Origin of the sequence: Pelagibacterium mangrovi, assembly GCF_036662815.1 — a bacterium.
GTDB classification, from domain to species: domain Bacteria; phylum Pseudomonadota; class Alphaproteobacteria; order Rhizobiales; family Devosiaceae; genus Pelagibacterium; species Pelagibacterium mangrovi.
Genome location: NZ_JBAFXA010000006.1, coordinates 228,818 through 254,100, shown reverse-complemented (window position 1 = coordinate 254,100; position 25,283 = coordinate 228,818). Strand labels below are relative to the sequence as shown.

29 protein-coding genes are annotated in these 25,283 nt (G+C 62.3%); 19 read left to right on the top strand and 10 right to left on the bottom strand.

What is annotated here, in order from left to right:
• Positions 1 to 136 precede the first annotated feature (136 nt).
• On the top strand, positions 137 to 1,615 hold the full coding sequence (locus V4T21_RS12440; RefSeq protein ID WP_332717196.1) for a helicase HerA-like C-terminal domain-containing protein: 1,479 nt from the start codon (positions 137 to 139) through the stop codon (positions 1,613 to 1,615).
• 2 nt (positions 1,616 to 1,617) lie between these two features.
• Positions 1,618 to 2,148 (top strand): hypothetical protein, encoded by a 531-nt coding sequence (locus V4T21_RS12435; protein ID WP_332717192.1) that lies wholly within the window; start codon positions 1,618 to 1,620, stop codon positions 2,146 to 2,148.
• On the opposite strand, the gene V4T21_RS12430 is transcribed toward V4T21_RS12435, so the two are convergent.
• The 4 genes from V4T21_RS12430 to msrB form a co-directional block, all read right to left on the bottom strand.
• A complete protein-coding gene (locus tag V4T21_RS12430) occupies positions 2,132 to 2,683 on the bottom strand; it encodes a response regulator (RefSeq protein ID WP_332717189.1) in 552 nt (183 codons plus the stop codon). The genes V4T21_RS12435 and V4T21_RS12430 overlap by 17 nt on opposite strands.
• A 150-nt stretch (positions 2,684 to 2,833) precedes the next feature.
• Positions 2,834 to 3,433: a superoxide dismutase gene (locus tag V4T21_RS12425; protein WP_332717186.1), complete on the bottom strand. Its 600-nt coding sequence runs from the start codon at positions 3,431 to 3,433 to the stop codon at positions 2,834 to 2,836.
• 114 nt (positions 3,434 to 3,547) lie between these two features.
• The gene (locus V4T21_RS12420) at positions 3,548 to 5,623 is read right to left on the bottom strand and encodes a S9 family peptidase (RefSeq protein ID WP_332717183.1); all 2,076 of its coding nucleotides are present in this window, start codon (positions 5,621 to 5,623) and stop codon (positions 3,548 to 3,550) included.
• A 142-nt stretch (positions 5,624 to 5,765) separates the two neighbouring features.
• Positions 5,766 to 6,164, bottom strand: a complete 399-nt coding sequence (gene msrB, locus V4T21_RS12415; protein ID WP_332717180.1) for a peptide-methionine (R)-S-oxide reductase MsrB — start codon at positions 6,162 to 6,164, stop codon at positions 5,766 to 5,768.
• A 193-nt stretch (positions 6,165 to 6,357) separates the two neighbouring features.
• Here msrB and V4T21_RS12410 point away from each other — a divergent pair, with 193 nt between their 5' ends.
• The 10 genes from V4T21_RS12410 to V4T21_RS12365 all read left to right on the top strand — a co-directional run bounded on the left by V4T21_RS12410 (position 6,358) and on the right by V4T21_RS12365 (position 13,881).
• On the top strand, positions 6,358 to 8,733 hold the full coding sequence (locus tag V4T21_RS12410) for a putative monovalent cation/H+ antiporter subunit A (protein ID WP_332717177.1): 2,376 nt from the start codon (positions 6,358 to 6,360) through the stop codon (positions 8,731 to 8,733).
• Positions 8,730 to 9,152, top strand: a complete 423-nt coding sequence (locus tag V4T21_RS12405) for a Na+/H+ antiporter subunit B (RefSeq protein ID WP_332717174.1) — start codon at positions 8,730 to 8,732, stop codon at positions 9,150 to 9,152. Before V4T21_RS12410 ends, V4T21_RS12405 begins: the two co-directional genes overlap by 4 nt.
• Positions 9,152 to 9,529, top strand: coding sequence for a Na+/H+ antiporter subunit C (locus V4T21_RS12400; RefSeq protein ID WP_332717171.1), 378 nt, complete (start codon positions 9,152 to 9,154; stop codon positions 9,527 to 9,529). Before V4T21_RS12405 ends, V4T21_RS12400 begins: the two co-directional genes overlap by 1 nt.
• Before the next feature lie 12 nt (positions 9,530 to 9,541).
• Positions 9,542 to 11,134 carry a Na+/H+ antiporter subunit D gene (locus tag V4T21_RS12395; protein WP_332717168.1) on the top strand — a complete coding sequence of 531 codons (1,593 nt, stop codon included), beginning with the start codon at positions 9,542 to 9,544 and terminating at the stop codon, positions 11,132 to 11,134.
• Positions 11,131 to 11,610, top strand: a complete 480-nt coding sequence (locus V4T21_RS12390; RefSeq protein WP_332717164.1) for a Na+/H+ antiporter subunit E — start codon at positions 11,131 to 11,133, stop codon at positions 11,608 to 11,610. Before V4T21_RS12395 ends, V4T21_RS12390 begins: the two co-directional genes overlap by 4 nt.
• Positions 11,607 to 11,933 (top strand): cation:proton antiporter, encoded by a 327-nt coding sequence (locus V4T21_RS12385; RefSeq protein WP_332717161.1) that lies wholly within the window; start codon positions 11,607 to 11,609, stop codon positions 11,931 to 11,933. The genes V4T21_RS12390 and V4T21_RS12385 overlap by 4 nt, the downstream gene beginning before the upstream one ends.
• Positions 11,930 to 12,280 carry a monovalent cation/H(+) antiporter subunit G gene (gene mnhG, locus V4T21_RS12380; RefSeq protein WP_332717158.1) on the top strand — a complete coding sequence of 117 codons (351 nt, stop codon included), beginning with the start codon at positions 11,930 to 11,932 and terminating at the stop codon, positions 12,278 to 12,280. The genes V4T21_RS12385 and mnhG overlap by 4 nt, the downstream gene beginning before the upstream one ends.
• Before the next feature lie 137 nt (positions 12,281 to 12,417).
• The gene (locus tag V4T21_RS12375; RefSeq protein WP_332717155.1) at positions 12,418 to 12,840 is read left to right on the top strand and encodes a Ros/MucR family transcriptional regulator; all 423 of its coding nucleotides are present in this window, start codon (positions 12,418 to 12,420) and stop codon (positions 12,838 to 12,840) included.
• A 173-nt stretch (positions 12,841 to 13,013) separates the two neighbouring features.
• On the top strand, positions 13,014 to 13,409 hold the full coding sequence (locus V4T21_RS12370; RefSeq protein WP_332717153.1) for a helix-turn-helix domain-containing protein: 396 nt from the start codon (positions 13,014 to 13,016) through the stop codon (positions 13,407 to 13,409).
• Positions 13,396 to 13,881, top strand: a complete 486-nt coding sequence (locus tag V4T21_RS12365; protein WP_332717151.1) for a DUF6456 domain-containing protein — start codon at positions 13,396 to 13,398, stop codon at positions 13,879 to 13,881. Before V4T21_RS12370 ends, V4T21_RS12365 begins: the two co-directional genes overlap by 14 nt.
• Here V4T21_RS12365 and V4T21_RS12360 read toward each other — a convergent pair.
• Together V4T21_RS12360 and V4T21_RS12355 are read right to left on the bottom strand one after the other, a co-directional pair.
• Positions 13,878 to 14,315, bottom strand: coding sequence for a SufE family protein (locus tag V4T21_RS12360; protein WP_332717149.1), 438 nt, complete (start codon positions 14,313 to 14,315; stop codon positions 13,878 to 13,880). The two genes, V4T21_RS12365 and V4T21_RS12360, sit on opposite strands and share 4 nt — an antisense overlap.
• Positions 14,316 to 14,362: 47 nt before the next feature.
• A complete protein-coding gene (locus V4T21_RS12355; protein WP_332717147.1) occupies positions 14,363 to 14,671 on the bottom strand; it encodes a hypothetical protein in 309 nt (102 codons plus the stop codon).
• Positions 14,672 to 14,990: 319 nt separating this feature from the next.
• Here V4T21_RS12355 and V4T21_RS12350 point away from each other — a divergent pair, with 319 nt between their 5' ends.
• From V4T21_RS12350 to V4T21_RS12340, 3 genes are read left to right on the top strand one after another with little or no spacing between them, the layout of a single operon-like run.
• Entirely contained in the window at positions 14,991 to 16,502 is a 1,512-nt protein-coding gene (locus tag V4T21_RS12350) for a sensor histidine kinase (RefSeq protein WP_332717145.1), read from the top strand.
• Positions 16,499 to 17,494: a peptidoglycan-binding domain-containing protein gene (locus tag V4T21_RS12345; protein WP_332717142.1), complete on the top strand. Its 996-nt coding sequence runs from the start codon at positions 16,499 to 16,501 to the stop codon at positions 17,492 to 17,494. The genes V4T21_RS12350 and V4T21_RS12345 overlap by 4 nt, the downstream gene beginning before the upstream one ends.
• A gap of 10 nt (positions 17,495 to 17,504) precedes the next feature.
• Positions 17,505 to 17,840: a DUF1491 family protein gene (locus tag V4T21_RS12340; protein WP_332717139.1), complete on the top strand. Its 336-nt coding sequence runs from the start codon at positions 17,505 to 17,507 to the stop codon at positions 17,838 to 17,840.
• Between the two features lie 88 nt (positions 17,841 to 17,928).
• Here V4T21_RS12340 and V4T21_RS12335 read toward each other — a convergent pair whose 3' ends face one another.
• Positions 17,929 to 19,074, bottom strand: a complete 1,146-nt coding sequence (locus V4T21_RS12335; protein ID WP_332717137.1) for a DUF2336 domain-containing protein — start codon at positions 19,072 to 19,074, stop codon at positions 17,929 to 17,931.
• Positions 19,075 to 19,415: 341 nt separating this feature from the next.
• Here V4T21_RS12335 and V4T21_RS12330 point away from each other — a divergent pair, with 341 nt between their 5' ends.
• Positions 19,416 to 20,231, top strand: coding sequence for a hypothetical protein (locus V4T21_RS12330; RefSeq protein WP_332717134.1), 816 nt, complete (start codon positions 19,416 to 19,418; stop codon positions 20,229 to 20,231).
• A gap of 5 nt (positions 20,232 to 20,236) precedes the next feature.
• On the opposite strand, the gene V4T21_RS12325 is transcribed toward V4T21_RS12330, so the two are convergent.
• From V4T21_RS12325 to V4T21_RS12315, 3 genes are all read right to left on the bottom strand, one after another.
• Positions 20,237 to 20,782: a DUF1254 domain-containing protein gene (locus V4T21_RS12325; RefSeq protein ID WP_332717132.1), complete on the bottom strand. Its 546-nt coding sequence runs from the start codon at positions 20,780 to 20,782 to the stop codon at positions 20,237 to 20,239.
• Positions 20,779 to 21,354 (bottom strand): DUF1214 domain-containing protein, encoded by a 576-nt coding sequence (locus V4T21_RS12320; RefSeq protein ID WP_332717130.1) that lies wholly within the window; start codon positions 21,352 to 21,354, stop codon positions 20,779 to 20,781. Before V4T21_RS12320 ends, V4T21_RS12325 begins: the two co-directional genes overlap by 4 nt.
• An 87-nt stretch (positions 21,355 to 21,441) precedes the next feature.
• A complete protein-coding gene (locus tag V4T21_RS12315; protein ID WP_332717127.1) occupies positions 21,442 to 23,691 on the bottom strand; it encodes a transglycosylase domain-containing protein in 2,250 nt (749 codons plus the stop codon).
• An 85-nt stretch (positions 23,692 to 23,776) separates the two neighbouring features.
• Here V4T21_RS12315 and V4T21_RS12310 point away from each other — a divergent pair, with 85 nt between their 5' ends.
• From V4T21_RS12310 to csgH, 3 genes are all read left to right on the top strand, one after another.
• Positions 23,777 to 24,226 carry a YcgN family cysteine cluster protein gene (locus V4T21_RS12310; RefSeq protein ID WP_332717125.1) on the top strand — a complete coding sequence of 150 codons (450 nt, stop codon included), beginning with the start codon at positions 23,777 to 23,779 and terminating at the stop codon, positions 24,224 to 24,226.
• 138 nt (positions 24,227 to 24,364) lie between these two features.
• A complete protein-coding gene (locus V4T21_RS12305) occupies positions 24,365 to 24,799 on the top strand; it encodes a curlin (protein ID WP_332717123.1) in 435 nt (144 codons plus the stop codon).
• A 67-nt stretch (positions 24,800 to 24,866) separates the two neighbouring features.
• Entirely contained in the window at positions 24,867 to 25,274 is a 408-nt protein-coding gene (gene csgH / locus V4T21_RS12300) for a curli-like amyloid fiber formation chaperone CsgH (RefSeq protein ID WP_332717120.1), read from the top strand.
• The last annotated feature ends 9 nt before the right edge of the window (positions 25,275 to 25,283 follow it).

Below are 25,283 nucleotides of genomic sequence, written 5' to 3'. Positions count from 1 at the left end.
TGCTCCGTTTCCGCCAACCTAACGGTCAATACATGCTTCAACACCAGCAATATCGATCCATAGGGTGAATCCTTGTGGTCGGCGCTTAACCCCCGCTATAGATTGGTCCCCGCTGTTGAATCGGATCATATCGCCCATGCTCGTTAGCGACGCCGTTTACCTGGGAACCAGCACGCGCCCCGAATATCTCCACCTCGAATACGGCAACCGCCATGGCCTCGTCACCGGCGCCACCGGCACCGGCAAGACGGTGACGCTGCAAATCCTCGCCGAGGGCTTTTCCAGCGCCGGCGTTCCGGTCTTCTGCGCCGACGTCAAGGGCGACGTGGCCGGTCTCGCAAAGCCCGGAGAGCCACAGGATTTCCTGGCCGAACGCGCCGAGAAGATCGGGTTTTCCGACTACAAATTCGAGAATTTCCCAACCATCTTCTGGGATCTTTTCGGCCGCCAGGGCCACCCGGTCCGCACCACGGTTTCCGAGATGGGCCCGCTGCTTCTCTCGCGCATGCTCGAGCTCAACGACACCCAGGAAGGCATCCTCAACGCCGCCTTCAAACTGGCCGATGACGAAGGGCTTCTTCTCCTCGATTTCAAGGACTTACGGGCACTTTTGACCCATGTCGCCGAACGCCGCGCCGAGCTTTCGGCCCGCTATGGCAACATCTCCACGGCCTCGGTCGGCGCCATCCAGCGCGCCCTCCTGGTTCTCGAACAGCAGGGTGGCGAGAACTTCTTCGGCGAACCCGCCCTCGATATTTCCGACCTGATGCGCACCGACGCGCAGGGCAGGGGCTATATCTCCATCCTCGCCGCCGACGAACTCATGCGCTCCCCGCGCCTTTACGCCATTTTCCTGCTCTGGCTGCTGTCCGAACTCTTCGAGCAGCTCCCCGAAGTGGGCAACCCCGACAAGCCCAAGCTCGTCTTCTTTTTCGACGAGGCGCATTTGCTTTTCAACGAGGCACCCGCAGCGCTGCTCGACAAGATCGAGCAGGTCGTCAAGCTCGTCCGCTCCAAGGGCGTCGGCGTTTATTTCGTGACGCAGAACCCCGCCGACGTGCCCGAACCGGTCCTCGCCCAGCTCGGCAACCGCATCCAGCACGCCCTGCGCGCCTATACGCCCAAAGAGCAGAAAGCGGTCCGCATCGCCGCCGAAAGTTTCCGCCCCAACCCCGATTTCGATACCGCCGAGGTGATTACCCAACTCGGCACCGGCGAGGCATTGGTTTCCGTACTCGAGGAAAAGGGCATCCCCTCGGTGGTGGGCCGCACGCTCGTCCGCCCGCCGTCCTCGCACATGGGTCCGCTGACCGCCCAGGAGCGGTCTTCGGTGCTGGCTTCCAGCCCCGTCGCCGGCCTTTACGACGCCGTCGATGACCGCGAATCCGCCTATGAGATTCTCGACACTCGCGCCGCCCAGGCGCTGCGCGATGCCGAAATCGACGCGGCCCGGGAAGCTCTCGAAAAGGAACGCAGCCGCACTACCGCCCCGCGCCGGTCGAGCCGCCAGACCCCCGTGGAAGCAGCGCTTAACAGTTTTGCGCGGACCGTGGCCCGGCGCGCCGGCGAGTCCTTCGTTCGCGGCATTCTCGGCTCGCTCTCACGCGGAAAGTGATCATGGCAAGATTGACCAATGTCGCCATCTTCGCCGATTGCGGAGTCACCGCTCACCAGGCGCTTTATCGGCAGGCGGGAGAAACCATCGCCCGCCACGGCGCCCACCTCTATTGCCTGGCCTGTAACGGTCAGTGGCCCCGCGCGCTGATCGAATCCGCACTCGCCTCAGGCGGCCGCGTCACCGTGGCAACCGGCCCCATGTCGCGCCGTTTGACCGTTCCCCAGGGTGTCACCGTTCTCGATGAAGCCTCCAATGAGGAGGCGGCCATACGCATCATCGGGGCAGGGCAGGTGGTGATCGGCATGCCCGGCGGAATCGATACGGCGGCAACCCTCTATAGCGCTTGGGCCGCTGCCGGTGGTGCGCAGAGCAATCGCCCGGTGGGTCTGCTCAACCACAATCGGTCCTATGAGGTGGTGAAAGGTTTTGCCGCAGACGTCGCCTCGGTCGGGCGCGGCAATATCGATGCGCTGATCCAGGTCGCCGAAACCTTCGACGATCTGTGGAACAGGCTTACGCGTCTGGTCTGATTTCGCGCTCGCGCATCGCCTTGTGCGCGAGGAAGGAGACGACGTTCTCTCCCCGGCGCTCGAGCGGTATGTCGCGCGTATCGCTCATCGAAATCCGGTCCCGCCGTTCAGGCCCCAGATAGTGGGGCAGCGCCGAAACATAGCCCGATGTCCCGTCTTTCAGCCGCGTGGCGATCCGTTCTTCGAGATAGATCGGGCTCATGGGCTTGACGATGACCTCGTCTATTCCCGCCTGCACGCATCTTTGCCGCATCTGCGGGTCGACGGTCCGGCTCAGCGCGATGATCTGGACACGCCGCGTTACAAGCTCGATATCGCAGCGAATGGCCAGCGCGATCTCGGGAGCGTTGGTGTCAGCCAGATCGTAATCGGTCACCAGAAGCGCCAGCGGCGCGATGCGCATATAGTCCCGAAGCACCGCGCTTTCGCGAAATTCGCGCACCCGCCAGCGATGCCCGCGCCGCAGCGTCGCCCCCAATACGGAGGTCAAAGCCGGGCTGCTCGAAAGTACCGCAATAGTGGGAATGGGCAGCACTTGGCCTTGTCTCCGTGGCATATTTCCAATGGTTACCGGAGACTTAACACAGGGCCCAAAGAGTCGGAAGGCGAGGGTGCCGGTAACCTTAAAGCATATGGCCCGCCTGTGGACAGGCGGGCCATGGCAAAGAGCAACCGTTTGTTTTTGTTACGAATTGGCTTCGTGAAGTTCGGCCACATAGTCCCAGTTGACGAGGCTGTCGAACCAGGCTTCCAGGTATTTCGGGCGCGCATTGCGGTAGTCGATATAGTAGGAGTGCTCCCACACATCGACGCCGAGCAGCGGCACGCCGCCATGGACCAGGGGGTTTTCCCCGTTGGGCGTCTTGGTCACTTCGAGCTTGCCGTCCTTGATCGCCAGCCAGGCCCAGCCCGAGCCGAACTGACCCGCGCCGGCGGCGAGGAAATCGTCACGGAACTTGTCGAACCCGCCAAGGTCGGAATCGATTGCCGCCTGCAGCTTGCCCGGCAGGGACTTGCCGCCGCCATTGGGCTTCATCCACTTCCAGAAGTGGATGTGGTTGTAATGCTGACCGGCGTTGTTGAAGAGGCCCTGGTTCTTGCCATGGCTCTCCTTGACGATCTCTTCGAGGCTCTTGCCCTCGAGCCCCGAGCCTTCGAGCAGCTTGTTGCCGTTCGTCACATAGGCCTGATGGTGCTTGTCGTGGTGGAACTCAAGCGTTTCCGCCGACATGTAGGGCGCAAGTGCGTCATAGGCATACGGCAGGTCGGGAAGTGAAAAACTCATGGGAGGGCCTCCTTAGTCTCGTTAGTGAAAATTCGTAAGCTTGGTGAATTTTCCAAGCCAATGCTTCTTATATACCGCCGCACGATCCGGCGTGCAACGGCACCAAGTGGAAACTTATGCCAATCGAGCGCACGAAAGCGCAAAGGCATAGACGATGGCCGTCTCCTTGATGCGCTCGAAACGGCCTGAAGCACCGCCATGACCGGCATCCATATTGGTGCGCAGATACAATGGATTGTCATCGGTCTTGGTTGCACGCAGCCGCGCCACCCATTTGGCGGGCTCCCAATAGGTCACCCTGGGGTCCGTCAACCCGGCCAGCGCCAGTATCGGCGGATAGTCCTTGGCTTCGACATTGTCGTAAGGCGAATAGGACGCAATGCGCTTGTATTCCTCGGCCGAGGTAATCGGATTGCCCCATTCGGGCCATTCGGGCGGTGTCAGCGGCAGCGTGTCGTCGAGCATAGTGTTGAGCACGTCGACGAAGGGCACCACGGCAATCACGCCTCCCCAGAGGTCGGGGCGCATATTGGCGATGGCGCCCATCAGCATGCCGCCCGCCGAACCGCCCTCGGCGACGATCCGTCCCTTGGCCGAATATCCCCTCTCGATCAGCATTTCGGCGGCGGCGATGAAGTCGGTAAACGTGTTGGTCTTATGCGCCGCGCGGCCGTTCTTGTACCAGCGATAGCCCTTGTCCATCCCCCCGCGAATGTGGGCGATAGCATAAACGAACCCGCGGTCGACCAGCGAAAGCACCGAAACAGAAAAGCCGGCAGGCATCGAATGGCCATAGGCGCCATAGCCATAAAGCAGGCACGGCGCGCTCCCGTCGAGTTCGAGCCCCTTGCGATAAAGCAGGGTGACCGGCACCTCCTCGCCATCGGGCGCGGTGGCGAACAGGCGCCGAGTTTCATAGAGTTCCGGATCATGCCCCGAGGGTATTTCCTGCTCCTTGCGCAGCACCCGCTCGCCGGTTTCGAGGTCCATGTCGAAAACCTGGGACGGCGTGGTCGGCGAGGAATAGGAGAAGCGGATGGTTGAGGTGTCGAACTCATACCCGCCGATCAGCCCAAGCGAATAGGCTTCCTCGGGAAAGGCGATAGTTTCTTCTTTCCCGTCGCGCAAATCGCGCACCACTATACGCGGCAAGCCGTCCTTGCGTTCGAGGCGGATGAGGTGATTGGCGAGCACTTCGATATCGAGGATCAGCCGGCCCGCTTCATGGGGCACAAGGTCGGGCCAGTTTTCGACCCCCGGTGCCGATACCGGCGCCGTCACGATCTTGAAGTCCTCAGCCTCGTCGTCATTGGTGAGGATATAGAGCGTGCCGCCCCGCTCCTCGAGCGAATATTCGGTATTCTCGTGCCGCTTTTCCACGCAGAACGGCGCGCCGCCCTTTTCCGCATCGATCAGCCACACTTCCGAAGTCTGGTGGTCATGGGCGGAAATGGTGAGATACCGGCGCGATTGCGTCATATCCACGCCCACGAAAAAGCCGGGGTCCTTTTCCTCGTAAACGATCGCATCGTCAGCCTGCGGCGTCCCCAACACATGCTCGCGCACCCGGAAGGGGCGGTGGTTCTCGTCGAGTTCCACATAGTAGAACCGGCTGGAATCATTGGCCCAGACCGCCCCGCTGCCCGATTTCTCGATCCGCTCCTCGCGGTCGACCCCCGTCGCGACGTCGCGGATGGCGATGGTGTAATATTCCGATCCGTTCCGGTCCGCCGCCCAGGCCACCATCGTATGGCAGGGCGAATGTTCCGCGCCGCCAAATCCAAAATAGCCTTCGCCCGCCTCGGCGTTGCAGTCGAGCAGCACGGTTTCCTCGCCACCTTCGCGCGGTGTCCTCACGATCAACGGATATTGATCGCCCTCGCGTGTCCGCGAGCCATAGGCAAACGGTCCATCCGGCGCCGGAACCGAGGCGTCGTCCTCTTTGATCCGGCCACGGATTTCCTTGTAGATCGTCTCCCGCAGCGTCTCGGTGGGCGTGCCGAACCCGGCTTCATACCAGGTGTTTTCCGCTTCGAGATAGGCACGGATATCGGCGGGCAGCACGGCAGGGTCGGCCATCACCTCGCGCCAATTGTCCGCCCGCAACCAGGTGTAGGGGTCTTGGCGAGTGATCCCGTGCCGCGTGTCCGAATGGGCGCGCAGCGCGGCGATTGGCGCGGTGTCAGTCATCACAATTCCTTAGAGCGTTTCCAGCAAAAGTGGATACCACTTTTGCGGTTCGGAAACGTGATAAAACAAGGGCTAAGAGCAATTGAAGCGATTCGAAGAAACGCGGAAATGCTCTAGGCCTGGGGACTCGAATGCAGGCGCACTATTCTTCGGGCTTGAAGTCCAGCGCAAGCCCGTTGGTGCAATAGCGCAGGCCGGTCGGGGCAGGTCCGTCGGGAAAGACATGGCCGATATGGGCATCGCAATTGGCGCACAGGATTTCCGTGCGGCGCATGAAATGGCTGCGGTCGTCCACTTCCTTGATCGCGTCTTCGGAAACCGGCTGGAAAAAGCTCGGCCAGCCCGAACCGGATTCATATTTGGCTTCCGAGGTAAAGAGCGGCGCATCGCAACAGACGCAATGATAAATGCCGTCGCGTTTTTCCACATTATAGGCGTGGGAAAATGCCCGTTCGGTGCCGTGCTCGCGCGTGACGTGATATTGCTCGGGTGTCAGTTTTTCGCGCCATTCCGCGCTGGACGTCTTGTGCGTGTCGCTCATCGTTGCGCCATCCCTGTATCTGTGAATTGACCACTATAGTCGGCTTGTACCCATGTGGTGATCATAACTTATTGGGTCAACACCGCGTTCCCCCGTCCGGTTTTGGTTGAGCTTGCGTTGTAGGACGTTACTGTCTGCCAAACTGATTCCCGCCAGGGGATTCGGAGAGACGCGAACAAGTTCGGGGGCTCGTTTGGGACCAAGCCTTGACGTCATCGTCGCGCTGATTGCGGTCGCACCTTTTATTGCGGCCGTCTTCGCGCCCTGGATCAAGACGTTTACCGGCCCGTTGGCGGGCTGGATATTGGCGATCGTACCCGCGGCGATTTTCGCCACCTTCCTGAGCTTTATCGGCCCGGTGTCAGAAATGACCGTCATTCGCGCCGGTCTCGATTGGATTCCGGCCTATGGCATCAGCTTTTCATTCTTCATCGATGGCCTGAGCCTTGTCTTCGGCGTGCTGATCTCGGGAATCGGCACCTTCATCGTCATCTATTCGGGCGGCTATCTGGCCGGGCACCCCCATCAAGGGCGGTTTTTTTCCTATATCCTGATGTTCATGGGCTCGATGCTCGGCCTCGTTCTGGCCGATAACGTCTTCACCCTGTTCGTCTTCTGGGAATTGACCTCGATCACCTCGTTCCTGCTGATCGGGTTCGATCACAGCCGCCAGGCCGCTCGCCGCGCCGCCATTCAGGCCCTCGTTGTCACCGGCGGTGGTGGGTTGGCGCTACTGGCCGGGCTGATCGTTCTGACGCTGATCACCGGCCAGAACAGCCTCGTCGGCATGCTGACGACGGCCGGCTCCGTGCAGGAAAGCCCGCTTTATATGGTCGCCCTGCTGCTGGTGGTCGCGGGGGCGTTCGCGAAATCCGCGCAGGTGCCGCTCCACTTCTGGTTGCCCAACGCCATGGAAGCGCCCACCCCCGTTTCCGCCTATCTGCACTCGGCGACCATGGTGAAAGCCGGCGTCTATCTTCTGGCGCGGATGAACCCGGTATTGGGCGGCACCGAGCCCTGGTTCTGGATTCTGACCCTCTTCGGCGGCGCGACGCTGTTGATGGGCGGCATTCTGGCCGTGCGCCAGACAGATCTCAAGCAGATGCTGGCCTACACCACCCTGGGTTCGCTGGGCCTTCTGGTCCTGCTCATCGGCTTCGGCACCAAGGAAGCCATTCTCGGCGCCATCCTTTATCTGTGCGCCCACTCGCTCTTTAAGGGTGCCATGTTCATGATCGCCGGCACCATCGACCATGGCACCGGCACGCGCGACATCACGGTTCTGGGCGGCTTGCGCGAGGCCATGCCGGTCACCTTCATCGCGGCCATCCTCGCCGGCATTTCGATGGCTGGTTTCCCCATCGCCATCGGCTTCCTCGCCAAGGAAGAGATGTATCTGGCGCTGACGAGCGGCCTCTGGCCCGATCTTGCGTTCCTCGCCGTTCTCATTATCGGCAACGCGCTGATGATGGTCGTCGCCCTTATCGTCGCCTTCAAGCCGTTCCTGGGCGATCTCCGCCCCACGCCGCATACCCCGCATGAAGGCTCGTTAAGCCTTTTCATCGGCCCTGTGATCCTTGCCATTCTCGGGGTTGTTGCCGGTCTTTTCACCGACTGGCTCAATCTCGCCGTGCTCAATCCCACCGGCGCGTCGATCTACAACGGCGATGTGGATGCCCACATTCATCTGGCTTTCGATATCACCAATCCTGCCGTCTGGGCTTCGATCGTTACCTGGGCACTCGGCGCGGTCCTGTTCTGGAAGGCCGACGCGGTTCGCGCGGCCCTGCGCCGGACGGGCGAGACCATCGGCTGGACGTTCGACAAGGGGTTCGATGCCGCCATGTTCGGTCTCATCCGCTTTGCCGATCGGCTGACGCGGGTCCTCCATCACGGGCGTCTCGAATGGTATCTGCTTTTGATGTTCGCAGTGCTGGCCGTCTCGCTTTCCGCGCCCCTGATCGCCACCGGCAGCCTGCCTGCCGTCCCCGCTTGGCCCATGCTCACCTTCTATGAATGGGGCATCGTGATCATCGCCGCCATTGGCCTGCTGACCGTCCTCGGCGCGCAAACGCGGCTGACAGCCATCGTCGCCCTCGGCATCCAGGGCTTTGCCGTCGCCGTTATCTTCATGCTGTTCGGCGCCCCCGATCTGAGCTTCACCCAATTCATGGTCGAAACCCTGACGGTCATCATCCTCGCAATGGTCATGACCCGTCTCCACCTCGACCAGACCGACCATCGCGAACTCGAAACCGCCATCCGCGATGGCGCGGTGGCGCTCGCTGTGGGCATCGGCATCACGCTGCTTATACTCGTCGTGCTCCAGACCGAGCTCGATCTGACGCTCACCGAACTGTTCCGGGCCACCAGCACGCCCATCGCCCACGGGCGCAACATCGTCAACGTGATCCTCGTCGACTACCGCGCCATCGATACGCTGGGCGAGATTTCCGTGGTCATGGCCGCCGGCCTCGCCATCCTGGCGCTGATCAAGCTGCGCGCCCGCTCGAGCGGCACCGAGCCCACCAACCGCAAGGCGCCGCGAAAAACAGGGAGCACGACATGAATACAGTCATCTTCCGCACCGCCGCCCCCGTGCTCACGGCCCTGATGCTGGTGTTTTCGGTGTTCGTCCTTCTACGCGGCCATAACGAGCCGGGAGGCGGCTTCATCGGTGGGCTGATCGGCGCTTCGGGCATCCTTATCTATTCCATCGCCATGGGCGTGGATGCCACCCGCAAGGCTCTGCGCGTGCATCCCATCACCCTCGCCGGGCTGGGCGTCGTGCTCGCCGCCATTTCCGGCTTTATCTCGCTCGCCCTCGAGGTGCCGTTCCTCACGGGCCTGTGGTGGATTTTCGAGGTCGACGGGTCGGAAATCGCTCTTTCAACGCCGCTTATTTTCGATATCGGGGTCTATGCCGTCGTCGTGGGCGCCGTGGGCACCATCGGGCTGGCGCTCGAAGGCGGCGGAGGGGAGGACTGATGGAAGTCGCACTTGCCGCCCTGATCGGGCTGTTTTTTACGATAGCGATCTATCTGCTGCTCTCCAAGGCCGTGATCCGCATGCTTCTGGGCATGGCGATCCTGGGCAATGGCGTCAATTTGCTGATCTTCACCATCGGGCGGCTCACCGTCGAAGTGCCGCCGATCGTGCCCGCCGGCGAGTATCTGCCTCTCGAAGGCTCCGCCAATCCTCTGCCGCAGGCCTTGATCCTTACGGCCATCGTGATCGGCTTCGCGCTGCTCTCGTTCATGCTGGTCCTGGGCTATCGCGCCTATCAGGAGCTCGATGCGGACAACACCGACAACATGCGCATCGCGGAGCCCGAAGACGCTCCGCGTCCGCCCCTGAGCTATTAGGCAATCTGGACAATGGCGACAGCCGGAACATCATACGATTCGCTAGACCTGCCCCCCGCCATGATCGAGGCGGCCACGCCCGCTGCCGATTGGGTGGTGGTCTGGCCGGTGGCGCTTGCCCTGTTCGGTGCAGGCCTGTTGGTGATGCTGCGCAGCCAGCGCCACATGCAACTGGGTTTCGCGGTGGCGGTGATCCTGGCGATCATGGCCTCCAACCTCTATCTCCTCGTCCGCGTTTTCGAATCCGGCCCGGTCGCCATGACCATGGGCAAATGGCTCCCTCCCTTCGGCATCACCTTCGCCGCCGATATGACGAGCGCCGTCTTCTCGCTCGCCGCATCCATCGCCGCATTGATCGTCGCCTTCTACGCGCAAACCGAATTGACCGATCGCGGGCACCGCTTCGGCTTTTACCCAATGCTGTTGCTGTTGCTCTGCGGCGTCAGCGGCTCGTTCCTGACCGGCGATATCTTCAACCTCTATGTCTGGTTCGAGGTGATGCTGATCTCGTCCTTCGGCATGCTGATCCTGGGCGGCCGTCGCCTTCAGCTCGATGGCGCCATCAAATACGGCTTCCTCAACTTCATAGCGACAACCCTGTTTCTGGTGACCATCGCCTATCTCTATGGCCTCACCGGCACGCTCAATTTCGCCGATCTGGTCGCCAAAAGCGGGGACATCCCGCTCGGCCCGCTGGTCACCGTCGCCGCGCTGTTCCTTTTCTCCTTCGGGGTCAAGGCGGCGGCCTTTCCGGCCAATGCATGGCTGCCGGCCTCCTATCACACCCCGGCAGTTTCGGTGTCTGCCCTGTTCGGCGGCCTTCTCACCAAGGTTGGCGCCTATGCCGCCATCCGGGTGCTCGTCATGGCGGTTCCCGAAGGACATGCCCAGCTTCAGGGCGTCATCGCCGCCACGGCGTTCACAACGCTCATCCTCGGCCCGCTGGGCGCTTTGGCGCAGACCAATCTGCGCCGCGCCATCGGCTTTTTCGTCATCGGCGGCATCGGGGTGATCTTTGCCGGTTTCGCGCTGGGCACCATGCACGGCATCGGCGGCGCGGTTTTTTACGCCTTCCATTCCATGCTGGCCATCACGGCTTTCTACCTTCTGGCCGGGCTGGTCGAACGCATGACGGGCACGACCGACATCCGCAAGATGGGCGGCATCTACGCTGCCAACGCGCCGGTCTCGATCCTCTTTATCGTCATGGTGTTCGCCATATCCGGCCTGCCGCCTTTCCTCGGCCTCTGGCCCAAGATCCTTCTTGTTGAAGGCGGGGTGCGCGCCGACAATTGGTGGTTGGTCGCGGCGTTGCTGCTCAATTCCTTCCTGACGCTGATTGCCGCCAGCCGTCTTTGGGCCCACATCTTCTGGCGCAACGGCCAGGAGGGGGATCGGTCCGAGCAGCCCAATCCCGATCTCCGCCGCCTCGACAGAACCGAAACCGCCTTCGGTCTTGCGCCGACCATTGCGCTTTTCGCAGTCATCATCGTGCTGGGCCTGTTCCCGAACTGGCTGTTCAGCGCCTCGGGTATTGCCGCCCGTGATATGCTTTCGCCCGAACGCTACATTGATGCCGTGTTCGCCGAGGTGCCCCAGCCATGACCTTCGTCTTTCTCGTCGTCGCGCTTTCGCTCATATGGGCCGCTGTCACCGGCAGCTTCACGGTCCTCAACCTGCTGTTGGGCGCGTTGGTCGGCGGCATCGCCGCCCTGTTCATCCGCGACCGGATTGGCCGCCCCCATCTCGCCACTCGCCTGGGGCGGGTGTTGTCGCTGGCCTTGCTGTTCATTGTCGAACTTGCGCTGTCGGCGTGGCGCGTGGCGATCCTCGTGGTTTCGCCGAATATGAAAAAACGGCTGGCCCCCTCCATCATCGCCTATCCGCTCACGGTTACATCCGACGTGCAGATCACGCTTCTGGCCAATCTCATCACGCTCACTCCGGGCACCCTGAGCGTCGACGTTTCGGAAGACCGCAGTGTGCTCTACATCCACGTCCTCGAAATGCATGATCGCGAAGAGACCATCGCATCGATCAAGAACGGGTTCGAAGCGCGGATCATCGAGGTGTTTCAATGATGACCGGTCCTGAATTCCTTCACCTCGCCACCACCATAGCGCTGGGTATTCTGTCTCTCGCTTTACTTGTGACAATTTACCGCATCATTGTCGGCCCCAGCCTTCCGGACCGTATTCTTGCCCTCGATATGCTGGTGGCCGTCGCCATCGGTTATATCGTCGTCATCGCCCTGCGCACCGGCTTCACCCTCTATCTCGACATCGCCATCGCCCTGGGGCTCGTCGGCTTTCTCTCCACCGTGGCCTTCGCCCGCTTCGTGTTCCAGCGCTGGCAGATCAATAACGCAGCCCAGGAAGACCATCTCGAGGAGGAGCGGAAATGATCGTCGAGGCTCTTCATTATATCGCCGGAATCATGCTGATTTGCGGGGCAACCTTCAGCTTCCTCGCAGCCTTTGGCATCGTGCGGCTCCCCGATCTTTATACGCGCATGCATGCCGCGTCCAAGGCCGGCGCCGTAGGGTCGGGCCTCGCTCTATTGGCCATAGTGCTGGTCAGCTTCGATGGGGCAGTGATGTTGCGGGCGGTGCTGGGCATCGTCTTTTTCATGCTCACCGCGCCCATCTCCGCCCATCTTCTGGCGCGCGCCGCCTATATTGCCGGTTATAGGCCTCCCGCCGGATTTGTGGTGGATGAGTTGGAGAATACCGGCGATCTTCCAAGTAAATGACGATTTGCCCTAAATTTTGACAAGTTGTATCCCAATGCTTGCCAACCGGAAAAAACAACAGTAAGTGATCGGGATTGGATCGGCTGGCGATCTTTGACCGCCGATGAATAGCCCTCACACCCAAGAAGGGATTTACGATGACCGCTCTGGCCCCCGCCGAGAACAAGGCAGACATTGATTTTGTCGAATACAGTACTGATATCGTTGCAGCTTATGTAAGCCACAATGCGATCAGCCCGACTGATCTTCCCCGCTTGATTGCCGATGTACATGCTGCGCTCAAAGCGCTGGGTACTGAAGAGGTCGTGGTCCCGGCCGAAGAGAAAAAGCCCGCGGTTCCCGTCCGCAAGTCGGTCACCCCCGATTACATCATCTGCCTGGAAGACGGAAAAAAGTTCAAGTCGCTGAAGCGTCACCTGCGCACCCATTACAATCTTTCGCCCGAAGAATATCGCGAGAAATGGGGCCTGCCGGCCGACTACCCGATGGTTGCCCCCTCCTATTCGGCAACCCGTTCCCAGCTCGCCAAGGATAACGGGCTGGGCCGCAAGGCAGGCTAAGCCTTTTCCACCGCCGTGTTTTAAAGGGGGCGCGTCAGCGGCCCCTTTTTTACGTCTAAGCGAATTTCGTCCCCGCCACCTCGAACCCGATTAAGATCGTCCACCGGCACTTATCCCCGCTATCCGCACTCTCCATTATAGGAATTATATCCTATATATGAGAGAGTGGTCCTATGATGATCTGGATTTGCAACAGCGGGCGAGGCCGCGAGAAGCTGACGCCGGCACGTCGGCGCGATTGCCGGCTGGTCGTGCTCACCGTGGCGTCGGCCACGGGTGTGCGCTACTGCGATTTCTTCGCGCGTTCGCGCATGCGCCTGCACACGGCCAGCGCGCGCCAATTGGCCATGTACCTCTGCCACACCCTTTTGGGCATTACACTGACCGAGGTCGGCCAGTTCTTCGGGCGCGACCGCACCACAGTCGCCCACGCCTGCCGGCAGGTGGAAGACGGGCGCGACGAGGGCAGCCCCGCCGATATCCGCATCCTGGCGCTCGAAGCCCAAATCGATAGCGCACGCAATGCAGGCGCGCGGGTCAAGATGGAGGCGTTCCATGCCCATCTCTGATCGCGACATGCCCGGCGCCCTGGCGCTTCTTGGCCGGGGCAGGGGCGGGGAGCCCGCTTTCCTCGAACCGCACCAATTGGAGGCCGCGCGGCGGGTGCAGGCGCTTTTTGAACGGAGCCACCTGCGTCCGCGCGTCACCATGCATTATGGTCCCCGCATCGGGGGCGGACGCGGCCATGGCAATGACATTGGCGACATGGCCGCCGATGCCCGCCGACAATTGGCGGGCCTTTATGCCGCCCTGCCGGCCGATTGCGCCGATCTGGTCGTCGATATCTGCGGTTTCGAAAAGGGCTTGCAGGAGGCCGAGACCGAACGTGGCTGGCCGCGCCGCAGCGCCAAGCTCGTGCTGCGCATCGGGCTCGAAGCCGCTGCCCAGCGCTTCGGGCTCACCTCGAATGCAACGGGAGCCTCGACGACGCGGGTCCAGACATGGATGGAAGAGGGCGCCCGCCCCGCAGAATTTGGCTAGCTCGGCTGTGCCGCCGCCTGCGCGTCGCCGCGTAGTCGCGTCACCATGGCGGCCAGCCCATTGGAACGCTGCGTGGAAAGATGTTCGCGCAGCCCGATCGAATCGAGAATAGGCATGGCGTCCGTCGCCGCAATATCGGCGGCGACCCGGCCCGAATACAGCGCCAGAACGATGGCGATCAGCCCCTTGACGATCATGGCGTCGGAATCGCCACGGAACGTAAGGATCGTCCCATTAGCCCCCGCCGCGCTCTCGGTCACCAGCCACACCTGCGACGCGCAGCCATATACCTTGTTGTCGGCCAACCGCTCACCGTCGGCCAGCGGGGCAAGCTGCTGGCCCAGTTCGATGATGTAGCGGTATCGATCTTCCCAATCGTCCAGGAAGGAAAGGTTTTCGGCAATCTCGTCGAAGGCAGGCGTCGTCTTGCTCATATCTGCTGTTTAGACCCTGGCAGGCCGTAAGAAAAGAGGCAGAACGCTCAGTACGCCCAATCGGGACGGGGAGGGGGAAAAGCCGATGCCGGCTCCAACGCCGGCGCCGCCACCTCCGGCGCTTCGGCAATTTCGGTCGCGGACGCCGCGCCCACCTGGCTCAACACCGAACGCCCGACCATGCATTCGACCGTCGTGCAGCTTTCCGGCAGCAACACATCGGTAGCGGCCTGCGTGCCCTGGCTGATCAACTGGTTCCCGGTCGAGCGCGCGGCCTCGCCCACATCCATCCCCACGGTCGGTGCCATGACGATGAAAGCGGCAGAAAGCCAGAATGCCGAGCGGACCAGAAACATACGCTGTACCTTTGGACGTCCTCAAACGCGTGGACAACTTAGTGAACAACCTAGCGCTGTCGATGTGAAGCATTGTTGGAAAACTTGCCTAAAATTTTATGCCAATGCCGCCGGTCGCCAGAGGACCCCGTTAAGCAAGACTCTGTTTACGCTACCCCCAGAAATCGCCCTCGCGCGTTGCCTGATTCTCCGCTCCCGGCTCCCAAACCCCGAAGACTTAAGGGTGTTTTAGGGCTTGGGTGGAAGTGTGGCGCATGCCGAGGGAGCACCTCCCGAAAGCCAGGCCACAGCGTACCGTGGTCCCAAGAGTCGAGCGTTCATGCGTAATCTGTTTGCAGTGTTGAGTGTCGCGAGCCAATGGTTGCCGTTCGCCCGTGTGGCGGACCGCGCCGAGGCCATGAGGCGAATGGTTCAGCTCAATACGCTCTTTGTGGCCGCTGGCCTCGCCCTTGCGCTTCCCCTCGTTCTCGTCCTGCTGTTGGGCGGCAATTCCACTCCGGCGACGATGGTCGCTTCCATCGCCATTCTTGCGGTGCTGGGCGTCGCTGCCGCCGTCGCCATCATGACCTTCGCCCGTCTCGAAACCCTCCCCAGGGAAGCGCCCACCTACCAGACGCACACCTTCGCGGCGCTTGCCGAAACCATGCTCGGCGCTGTCGTCCGCTACGGCGCCGAGGGCACGCCCGTGTTCGTCTCCCGCTCCGCCAGCGCTCTCCTCGCGTGCCGCCCGTTCGAACTCGACGGCGCCGGGCTTTTCGAGCGTGTCCATGTCATGGACCGCCCGGCCTATCGCAAGGCCATCTCCGATGCCGCCAATGGCGCCGCGCCCGCCACCCTCGAATTGCGTCTGCGTCGCGACGCCAGCGAGCCCGGCGTCAGAGCACGATATGTCTGGGTGGAACTCTCGCTTGCCCCCATGCCCGCCGAACTCGACGCGACCACCCCTTGCGAAGTCCTGGGCGTCCTGCGCGACATCGGCGCCCGCAAGGATGCCGAACGCCAGCTCGAAACCGCGCGCAGGCAGGCCGAAGACGCCTCCGAAGCCAAGTCGCGGTTCCTGGCCACCATCGGCCACGAATTGCGCACGCCGCTCAACGCCATCGTCGGATTTTCCGACATGATGTCCGAAGGGATCGGCGGCACGCTCTCGCCGACGCATGAGGAATATGCCGGCCATATCAGCCGCAGCGGCCATCATTTGCTCGACGTCGTCAACATGCTGCTCGACATGTCCAAGATAGAGGCCGGCAAGTTCGAGGTTCACGCCGAGCTGTTCGCCCCCCAGGGGCTGGTCGAACCCTGCCTGCAAATGGTGGAAAAACTCGCCCGCGACCGCGCCATCACCATCCACACGGCCATCCCCGAGCGGCTGCCCCAGATCGTGGGCGACGAGCGGGCCTGCCGGCAGATTCTGATCAATCTTCTGTCCAACGCCGTCAAATTCAGTCACGATGGCGGCAGCGTCACGCTGGCCCTCAAGCGCCAGGGACGGATGCTCAACATCTCGGTTACCGATTCGGGTGTAGGCATGCATCCGGAAACGATCGAGCGGATCGGCGAACCGTTCCTCCAAGCCCAGGATGGATTGTCCCGGCGTTATGAAGGGACGGGGCTGGGCCTTTCCATCGTCAACGGCCTCGTGTCGCTGCATGAAGGGCGGCTCGAAGTCCTCTCCGAACCGGGCACCGGCACCACGGTCAGCGTGTTGCTTCCCATCGATGGTCCCTCGTGCGCCATGCGCACGGCCAACATCGAACACCTCTACAAGACGAGACGCGACAGCGACGAAGACAAATGGCTCGAAGACGAAAAAAGAAGCGCAGCACAATGACGTCAGCCTTTGCCCAGATTCCCTTGGCCGTCGGTGCGGGCGCCGTCGATGTCGTTGGCCGCGCCTTTTCATGGGGCGCCAATCATTTCCTCCGCTCCCCAATGGCCTCCACCGGGCTCGTCCTTGTGTCGGGCCTGACGCTGCTGGCCGCCACCAACGCCCTGTTTCTCCAGGACGAGCGCCATCCCGCGCCGCTGTTTGTCTCGGGCTCGGCCACGCCCGCGCAGATCCGGCCCGTGGTCGTCGAACCCGAAGCCATCCCGCAACGCCCGGTCGAACAGCCGGTGGTCGAACGGACCTCTGCCGTAGATCCCGCGCCCGACCCGACCACCACCCAATCCACTCAACCGCCCGCCGAACCGTCCACACCGGCCATCGGCAATCAGGACATCGCCGATCTGCAGGAAAAGCTGCAGGCGCTGGGCTTCTTCCAGGGCACGGTCGATGGCTATTACGGTCCCAAGACCGCCGATGCCATCCGCGCCTTCGAATCCCGTTTCAACCTGCCCCGCACGGGCGCGGCAACCCCGCAGGTCATCGACGCCGTCCGCAACGCACCGCTTCAGACTTCCGAAGCGCCGGCTCCCGCACCCACGCCTTCGGTTGCCGCCGAACCCAACACAGACGATATCGCCCCGCTCGTCGCCCAGATGCAGCAGGAGGCAGCCTCCGCGCCCGTCGAGCCGGTTGAACCGACCACTCAGGAGCGTCAGACCGTCGCCGATATTTCGCCCGACGCGCCCACGCCTGCCGCACCGCTGGCGGAAAGCGCACAGCCTGACGTCCCGCCGGCCCTAGACAGCGATCTGGTGAGCGATATCCAGCGCGGCCTGAGCCGGCTCGGCTTCCTGCAGGCTCCGGTCAATGGCGTTGCCGACGAGGCCACGGCCCGCGCCATCCGCCAGTTCCAGATTTTCAACAACTACAGGCCGACCGGCGAGGTTTCCCCCGTGCTGCGCCAGATGCTGGTCGAAGCGGGCGCTTATCTTTAAGGGCCACGCCATGCAGCAATTGCGGTCCGATATCTGGTGCTCCGCCTTTGTGCGCCGCCACAACGACAAGGGCAATTTCTGCGTGGTCTCCCGAAGGGGAGACGCGATCGCCGGCCAGGTCTGGATCGAAGTCGATCACCTCGACGGCACGATCTCGCTGTTTACCCCGGCGCCCGGTGCCTTGCTCGATCCTCCCCCGGACGATCGGGTCTTCCAGAGGCGCTTCGCGCACACCGATCCGCTGACCGTAAAGGACCGCATCGCCCGCGAAATCTCCTTCGATCAGGACCTTTGGGTCCTTTCGCTGGACATGCGGGGCGACGATATCGGGGTCGATGTGGTCTGAGCCTGACGTGTGTCCAAAGCCTTCGCCGCTCCATACTGTCATCCCGGACTTGATCCGGGGTCCAGTAATCGGCAGCGCCTGAAGTTTTTTAACCGGCCTTGCGGGTCGATTGCAGCTTGTCGAGTGCTTCCAGCGCCTCGTCGCCGACATTGCGTCGGGTCGGTTTGGCGTCCGGCGTCCGTCGGCTCGGCTCAACGAACCGGCTGTACTGCGGGTTGGTCAATTCCGTGGTCCTGACGTCCCCACGCCACACGCTCATCACATAGACCATCGCCGAAACGCTGACGTCTTCAAACAGCCGGGCAAACCCCGCCAGCGTCTTGGATCGGTCCGCGTCATGGCTCGTCGCGTGAATCAACACCTTGAGCCCGTCATAGGAGGTGCACCCGAACGCCCGCAGCACCACGAACAGCGCCGCGCCGCTGGTATCGTGCGCAATTTCGGCGCACAGCAATTCGTCCAGCCCGGTGATCTGCTGGAGCAGGCGCGTGATCTTGGGTCGCCGGTTCTCCGAAAAGAGCTTCATCAGCGCGCCGGTGAATTCCCCGGTCGCCACCGAAATCTGCTCGAAGGTGCGCATCATGGGCACCTGGGGCAAATCGCGCTTGCGATAGGCGTTGAGCACGCCGATCCGCCCATCCTCGGGCAGGTCGAAAAACAGATCGGTAACAAGCGCGGCGTCGAAATCTGCCCGCCCCGCAAGGATCGCGGCGACCTCGCGATCCATCGCGGCCGACCGCGTCAGCGCGTTGAGATAGGCCCCGCGCGGTGGGATCGCCATATTGCCGGCCAGCGCGCGATAAACCTTGCGGCTGTTGATGGGAAACAGCCGTGCCAACACGCCGCTGGTAAGGTCGGGCCGCCGCGCCACGGCGGCGATCACATCGATTTCGCCCTTTTCGACAAGCCGCAGCAGCAGGTCTTCCGAAAGTCTTGGCGCGTTTTCGAGGTGGGCGATAAGCCCTTTGCCGAGATTTTCGTAAACGAGGATTTCCAGCGCCGGCGTCAGGTTCTGCGCGCTGGCGAGGATGCCGGCCGCCCTGGTGCGCGCTTCCACAGCGGCGGCGGGGAACAGCCGCTTTGCCAGCGTTTCGAACTGCTCGGCTTCGGCGGGCAACGGCTTTGCCCGCCGCGCATAGGCATCGCACGCCGCCACCAGAAGGGTGTTGGCGCGTTCGATGCCGCCGGTTTCGATCAGCAACTGGAATGTCTCATATGGCTGAAAGCCGATCATGTCGTCGACTCGTTCCCCCGGTCCACTCATTGTGTCCCACATTGATCCAGATTCGTTAGCGGACTGTTAACCTTGACGAAGTCTTAATGGCCCTTGTTCGGATCACCCGGAACGGCATAGTGTCGGTTGGGGCTCGCCCGGGGACGAACGGAAAAAACGAGGCCATCGATGGGTATGCTGCTGCAATTCAGCCCCAAGGTCCCGCGTTCGCGCCCGGCGCCGCCGGTTTGCGGACCAGCGGAGGTCATTCTGTTCACCGGCGTCCGTTATGAACGCGGCGCCGTCGCCAACACTCCCAAGCCGACAAGCGGGTTAAAGCGCACACGCAAGGGCTGAGGGTGTTGAAACATCGTTTGATTCGCGGCCTTGCTGCCGCCACGGCGCTTGCTTTGCTTGCCGGCTGCACCGCGCGTCCCACGGGCGATTTCGGGCGCGCCCAGCCCGGCGTGCTGCACGATGAAATTCTCCCCGCCCTCGGGGCAAGCCGTGCCGCCGCCCATGGCGAACCCGTCTCGGATTTCAACCTCACCGACGAAGAACGCGAGATGCATGATCGCGTCTGGCGCTTCCTCGTCGCTCCCCACGCCAATGACTGGTTCTACGACACCGCCGTCGAGCTCCAGCGCACCCGGCTCGCGTCCAATCTCGACACGAATTTCGTGGTCGATCGCTACTACGCCTATTTGCGCGGCGAACAATTCCAGTCGTCCCGCGTGCGCTATCGCAAGGTGGCCAATGATATCGAGATCGATATCGCAACCATCCCTTCGACATTTGCCGCCATCTGCCGGGTGATCGAGGTCGATCGCCAGCGGGCCATCGCCGTCAGCAGCGTCTCGCTCGCCGCCGCCGATGCCCCGGCCGAGGTCGCGGCCCGGAAATGGGAAAACCAGCAAAAGATCGGCTGGTTCACCCGCGCGCTCACCTACCGTTTCGCGTCATATTCGACAGCTCTCGAACGCCTCCTTGTCGAAACGCCCCATGAGGAAGCCCGCGCGGTCGATGCCCAGCTCGCCCTGATGGAGCCCTATGTGGAGCGCGCCCGCGCCGGCGATTTCTGCCTCACCGGCGGGGGAGGGATGGTCTATAAGGACACAGGTGTCCCGTCGCGCTATCAGACAACGCCGTTCACGCCCGAACCATCCATCCGCAAATAATCGAACTATTGGATCGTGTCGCAGCTAAGGTTGGCCAGCGCCTCACGATAGCGCTCGCGCATCGCCGGGTGCGGCGGGGCCAGCCGCACCACCACAGTCGCGTCATTCCCACCCGCTTCCACGATCAGCAAGCCTTCATCGATCTCGAACCGCTGTTCGGCCAGCAGCCGCGTCTGCGCGGGGTTGAACAGCCCCATATCCAGCAAGGCACCCGATCCTGACCGGTTGGTCGTCGAATAGATCACATGCCCTTGCCGGTTGAACACCGACACCGACCAGAACGCCAGGGGCAGTTGCCCATTGACGATGCCCGGGCCGTCCCCCAGCTCCAGCCGGCACGCCGCGTAAAGCAGTTCGGGGTCGAGTCCCAGCGGATTGGCCTCGCCCGGTGCGATGTCGTCGAAAACGACGAGCGTTTCGAGTGGTGCCACGGCTTCGAACCGATGCCAGATGTCGCGCGTGGCGGCGCCGGGCAGGGTGAGGATGACGACGAGGTGGATAAGCCCCCCAAGCACCAGTCCCCCGAAAATCCAGAACAGCAGGCGGCTCATATGCATTCCACCCGCTCGATGGACGGCATGGCCTCGATTGTCGTGTTGCCGCCGGAAAATACCACGGCGTCATAAAGCCTCAATTGCAGTTGGAAAGGCCCGCCCGGCTCGATCTCCAGCCAGTTTTCGGGCGCCAGCACCGGGCCGATATTGGCCACCAGCGCCCCATCCCCGCTGCGCGCCACCCGCTCGCTGTGCAGCGCGGAGAGGCTGGACGATGCTGCGATATTGGTGCCTTGCGGGTCGGTCGCAACCAGCGTCCAGAAGCTCGCCCCCGGCACCATGCCGGTCACGCGGTATTGGCAATTGGCATTGAGCGGTTCGCCGGAAGCGTCGGTGGAGGCGGTGAACAGAATACCCTCGGCATAGCCGAGCTGGAGCGTGCCCGACCGGGCGAGATAGGCGCGCGTATAGGGATCGGGCAGCGGTTGTCCCACCTGCGGCCATGCCGCCCAGGGGCCAACCCGCACCGCCGCGAACAATCGCCCGTCGGTCAGCGCATAATAGCTCGCGCCGAACCCCACCGAGATCGCGACCGCGAGGCCCACCAGCAGTCGAAACAGCAACCCCAAGGCGTCAGAGACTTTCGCTAGAGTGTTTCCAGCAAAAGTGGAATCCACTTTTGCGGTTCGGAAACGCGATCAAACAGGGACTTGGATTCATTCTCCTGTTTCCGCGAAACTGGGGAATGATCCATTGCGCAGGGAGGGCAGGGCGGCCTGCTCGAGTCCGCCGCCCGCGCCATTGCCCAGTGCCTGACGCATTTGCTCGGACAGATCAAGCAGCTTGATAGCGGCGGCCGGCGCCAGCGTCGGCGCGCGTTCGATTGCCGCTTCTTCCCCTTCGCCCCCCTCGGCATCCGCGATAATCAGCGGACGCGGCTCCATATCGACGCCGAACAGGGGCTTCACCTCGATATTGGAGTGGGCATAGGCCATGATTTTCTGCCAGCTCATGGCCGGCAGCACCCCGCCGGTCAGATTGTTCATGGCCGAATAATTGTCGTTCCCATACCAGACCGATGCGACGTAATTGCCGGTATAGCCGACATACCACGCATCGCGGTAGGAACTGGTCGTGCCGGTCTTGCCCGCGCTGGGAACACCTTCGACAACAGCCCGGCCGCCCGTGCCGCCATAATTGACGGCATGGAGCACGTCGTTCATCGCCAGTACGATCTGCTCGTCCAGAAGCCGCTCGCGATTTTGGTCCGGATGAGCCTCATAGACGACTTCCCCGCGCAGCGTTGTGATGCGCGTGATCCCGAAGCCGGTAGCCTTGTAGCCGCCATTGGCGAACACCGCAAAGGCCGATGCCATGTCCAGCGCGCTTACCGACGCCACACCCAGCGCCAGCGAACGGGTCACCGGAAAATCGTTCCTGATCCCCAATCGATGCGCCATATCCGCAATCGGCTCGCGCCCCGTCTCGATCGAAAGCCGCACCGGCACCGTGTTGATCGAGGACGCAACCGCCGCCCGGATCGTGGTGGCCCCCCGATAGGAGCGGCCATAATTCTGCGGACACCAATTGCCGATACAGACCGGCGCGTCCGAAATCGAGGAACGCGGGGTGATCCCCAGCATCTCGAACGCCGTCGCATAGACGAAGGGCTTGAAGGCCGACCCCGGCTGACGGTTGGGCGCGGTGGCGCGGTTGAATTGGCTCTGGCCGTAATCGGTGCCGCCCACCATGGCCCGCACGGCGCCATTGTGCTCCATCACCACCATGGCGCCCTGGCTCACTTCGTAGGCAGCGCCCTGTTCGCGCAGCACCGAAATGATCGCGTCCTCGGCATGGGTCTGCAGCTCCGGATCGATGGTCGTGCGCACCACGAACCCAATTTCCGGGCTATCAGCGACGATCCGCTTGGTTTCCAGAAATGCCCAATCGAGAAAATAATTGGGCGAATTGATCTCGTCGGACCGGTCCACGGGCTCGGCCGGCCGCCGCCGCGCTGCGGTCACCTGGCCCTCGGTCAGATAGCCCGCATTGACCATGTTGGTGAGCACCACATTGGCCCGCCCGCGCGCCGCGGCGATGTCCACATGCGGCGCAAACCGCGTGGGAGCTTTATACAGCCCGGCCAACATCGCGGCCTCGGCCAGGTCGATATCCTGAATCTGCTTGCCGAAATAATATTCGGCCGCCGCCACCACCCCGAAATTGCCGCCGCCCATATAGGCCCGGTCCAGATAGAGCTTTAGGATTTCGTCCTTGCTGTAATTGGCCTCCAGCCAGAACGAGAGGAACAGCTCCTTGATCTTGCGCTCCAGCGTCCGCTCGTTGGAAAGGAAGAGGTTTTTGGCCAGTTGCTGGGTGATCGATGAGCCGCCCTGCAGGCTCGAATCGCCCTCGGCATTGGAGAGCAGTGCACGCACCGTTCCCCACACGTCGATGCCCAGATGCTCGTAGAAGCGCCGGTCCTCGGTCGCCAGCGTCGCCCGGATCATGAAGTCGGGGATTTCGGCCAGCGCCACGGAATCGTCGGCCCGGATGCCGCGACGCCCGATCTCATTGCCGTAGCGATCGAGAAAGATCACCGAGTAATCCTCGGCCCTGTTGAACTCCCCCGACGCCGTCGCATCCATGGCTGACAGCGCCAGCGCGACCATCAGCACCGATCCCATCGCCCCGAAGCTGAGGGCATCGGACGCAATTTCGACAAGGAAACGGCTGATACCGCGCACGGAAAACAGCGAAAAGAAGTCCTGGATCTTGGTATAGACCCGGCTCGTCGACCGCATGCCGTCGTAAAGGAACGAATCCAGCCATGCGTCGGCCTGGAGCAGACGGTTCTTGCCCTTGGAGCGCTTCTGTTTTGTGTAAAACGGATCCTGCACCGTGGGGCCTTCGGTTTTGATGGTATGAACGCGGCGATCGGGCGCGCTCGATCTCGAACCGCGCATATTGTATTGCTAACTGAAACGGCGGGTCACCACAATTTTGTGTAAGACCTTCCGATTGGGTTAAGATTTTGGAGTGGGTTTCCCCATGGCCTTCTGGGATGAAAAACCCCTCGAAGCGATGACGACCGAAGAGTGGGAAGCACTCTGCGACGGTTGCGGCCGCTGCTGCCTCCTCAAGCTCGAGGACGAGGACACCGGCGAAATCTACGCCGCCAACGTGCGCTGCAAGCTGCTCGATGGCGAAACCTGCGCGTGCTCGGATTATCCCAATCGGCAGGCCAAGGTGCCAGATTGCATCAAGCTCACGCCGGAAAAGGTGCGCGAGATCGCTTGGATTCCCAAAAGCTGCGCCTATCGCCGGATCGCCGAGGGCAGGGGGCTCGCCTGGTGGCATCCGCTCGTTTCCGGCGACCCCAACACCGTCCACGCCGCTGGCATTTCCATCCGTGGCCGGACGGTTGCCGAAAACGAGGCCGACACCAGCGATTGGGAAAGCCACATCATCGATTGGGTCGATTGGGAACCCGAGGAATAATCGGCGCCGACATTTTTTCGGCCATGAACGCTTTCTGAACAGCCGCTTCAGGGCCGGTTCCAACGGCCGGCTCTAAACCTGATCCTGCAAGAGACATCCGGCGGCAGCAACACCCGCCAGTCAACCAGGAGACGGAACATGATCAGGAAATTCGTTATCGCAGCCACGCTCTCGGTCGCCAGCCTCGGCTCGGTCGCCGCCCCCGCAATGGCCAACGACATCTTCATCAATCAGTGGGGCTGGCAGCACTCGGCGGGCGGTCATCAGTCCGGCTGGGGCAACAAGATCGGCATCCACCAGAACGGCTGGCGCAACTCGACCTCCAACAACCAGTACGGAAACGGCAACGTCGCCGCGTCCGGTCAGGACGGCCACAGAAACGATGCGCAGACCTGGCAGTACGGCAACCACAATCAGGCGGGCGTCGGCCAATTCGGCTCCAACCACACCTCGATCCTGACCCAGGACGGCAATGGCAACGTCGCCGCCGGTGTCCAGGTCGGCAATGGCTGCTCGGCCAATGTCGATCAGTACGGCTCGGGCAACGTTGCGGCCTTCGTTCAGGTCTGCTGATATATATCCCAACCATCTTTCAGCCGGCTCGGGCTCCGGCCCGGCCGGCGGGAAAAAGGAGGTGGCCATGATTGGCACCATCATTGGTAACAAGACCCTTACGTTCTCGGCCCTCGCCCTTGCCGCCATGACGGTGGTCGGCACGGCCAGCTACGCCGGTTCCAACGATGCCGGCACCACGATCCCCGTCGTATGCGAAGTGGTCGCCACCACGGCGGGCGGCGGCACCACCCTCGAAGCGATCTACAACGCGCAGGGCCCCGAGAACGGCACCTATCGCTTTTCGGTGAAGACCGTCGGCGGCGCGGGAAACACCAACATCAATCAGGGCGGTGGCTTTTCAGCCCCGGCCGCCGGCCCGATCTCGCTGGGCCGCGTCACAGTGGGCAATGCCCCCAGCTATGACATCGACTTCACCGTGGAGGTGGGAAACCAGACCTTCGATTGTCTGGAACCGAACGGAAAGCGAGCCTGAACCAAAACG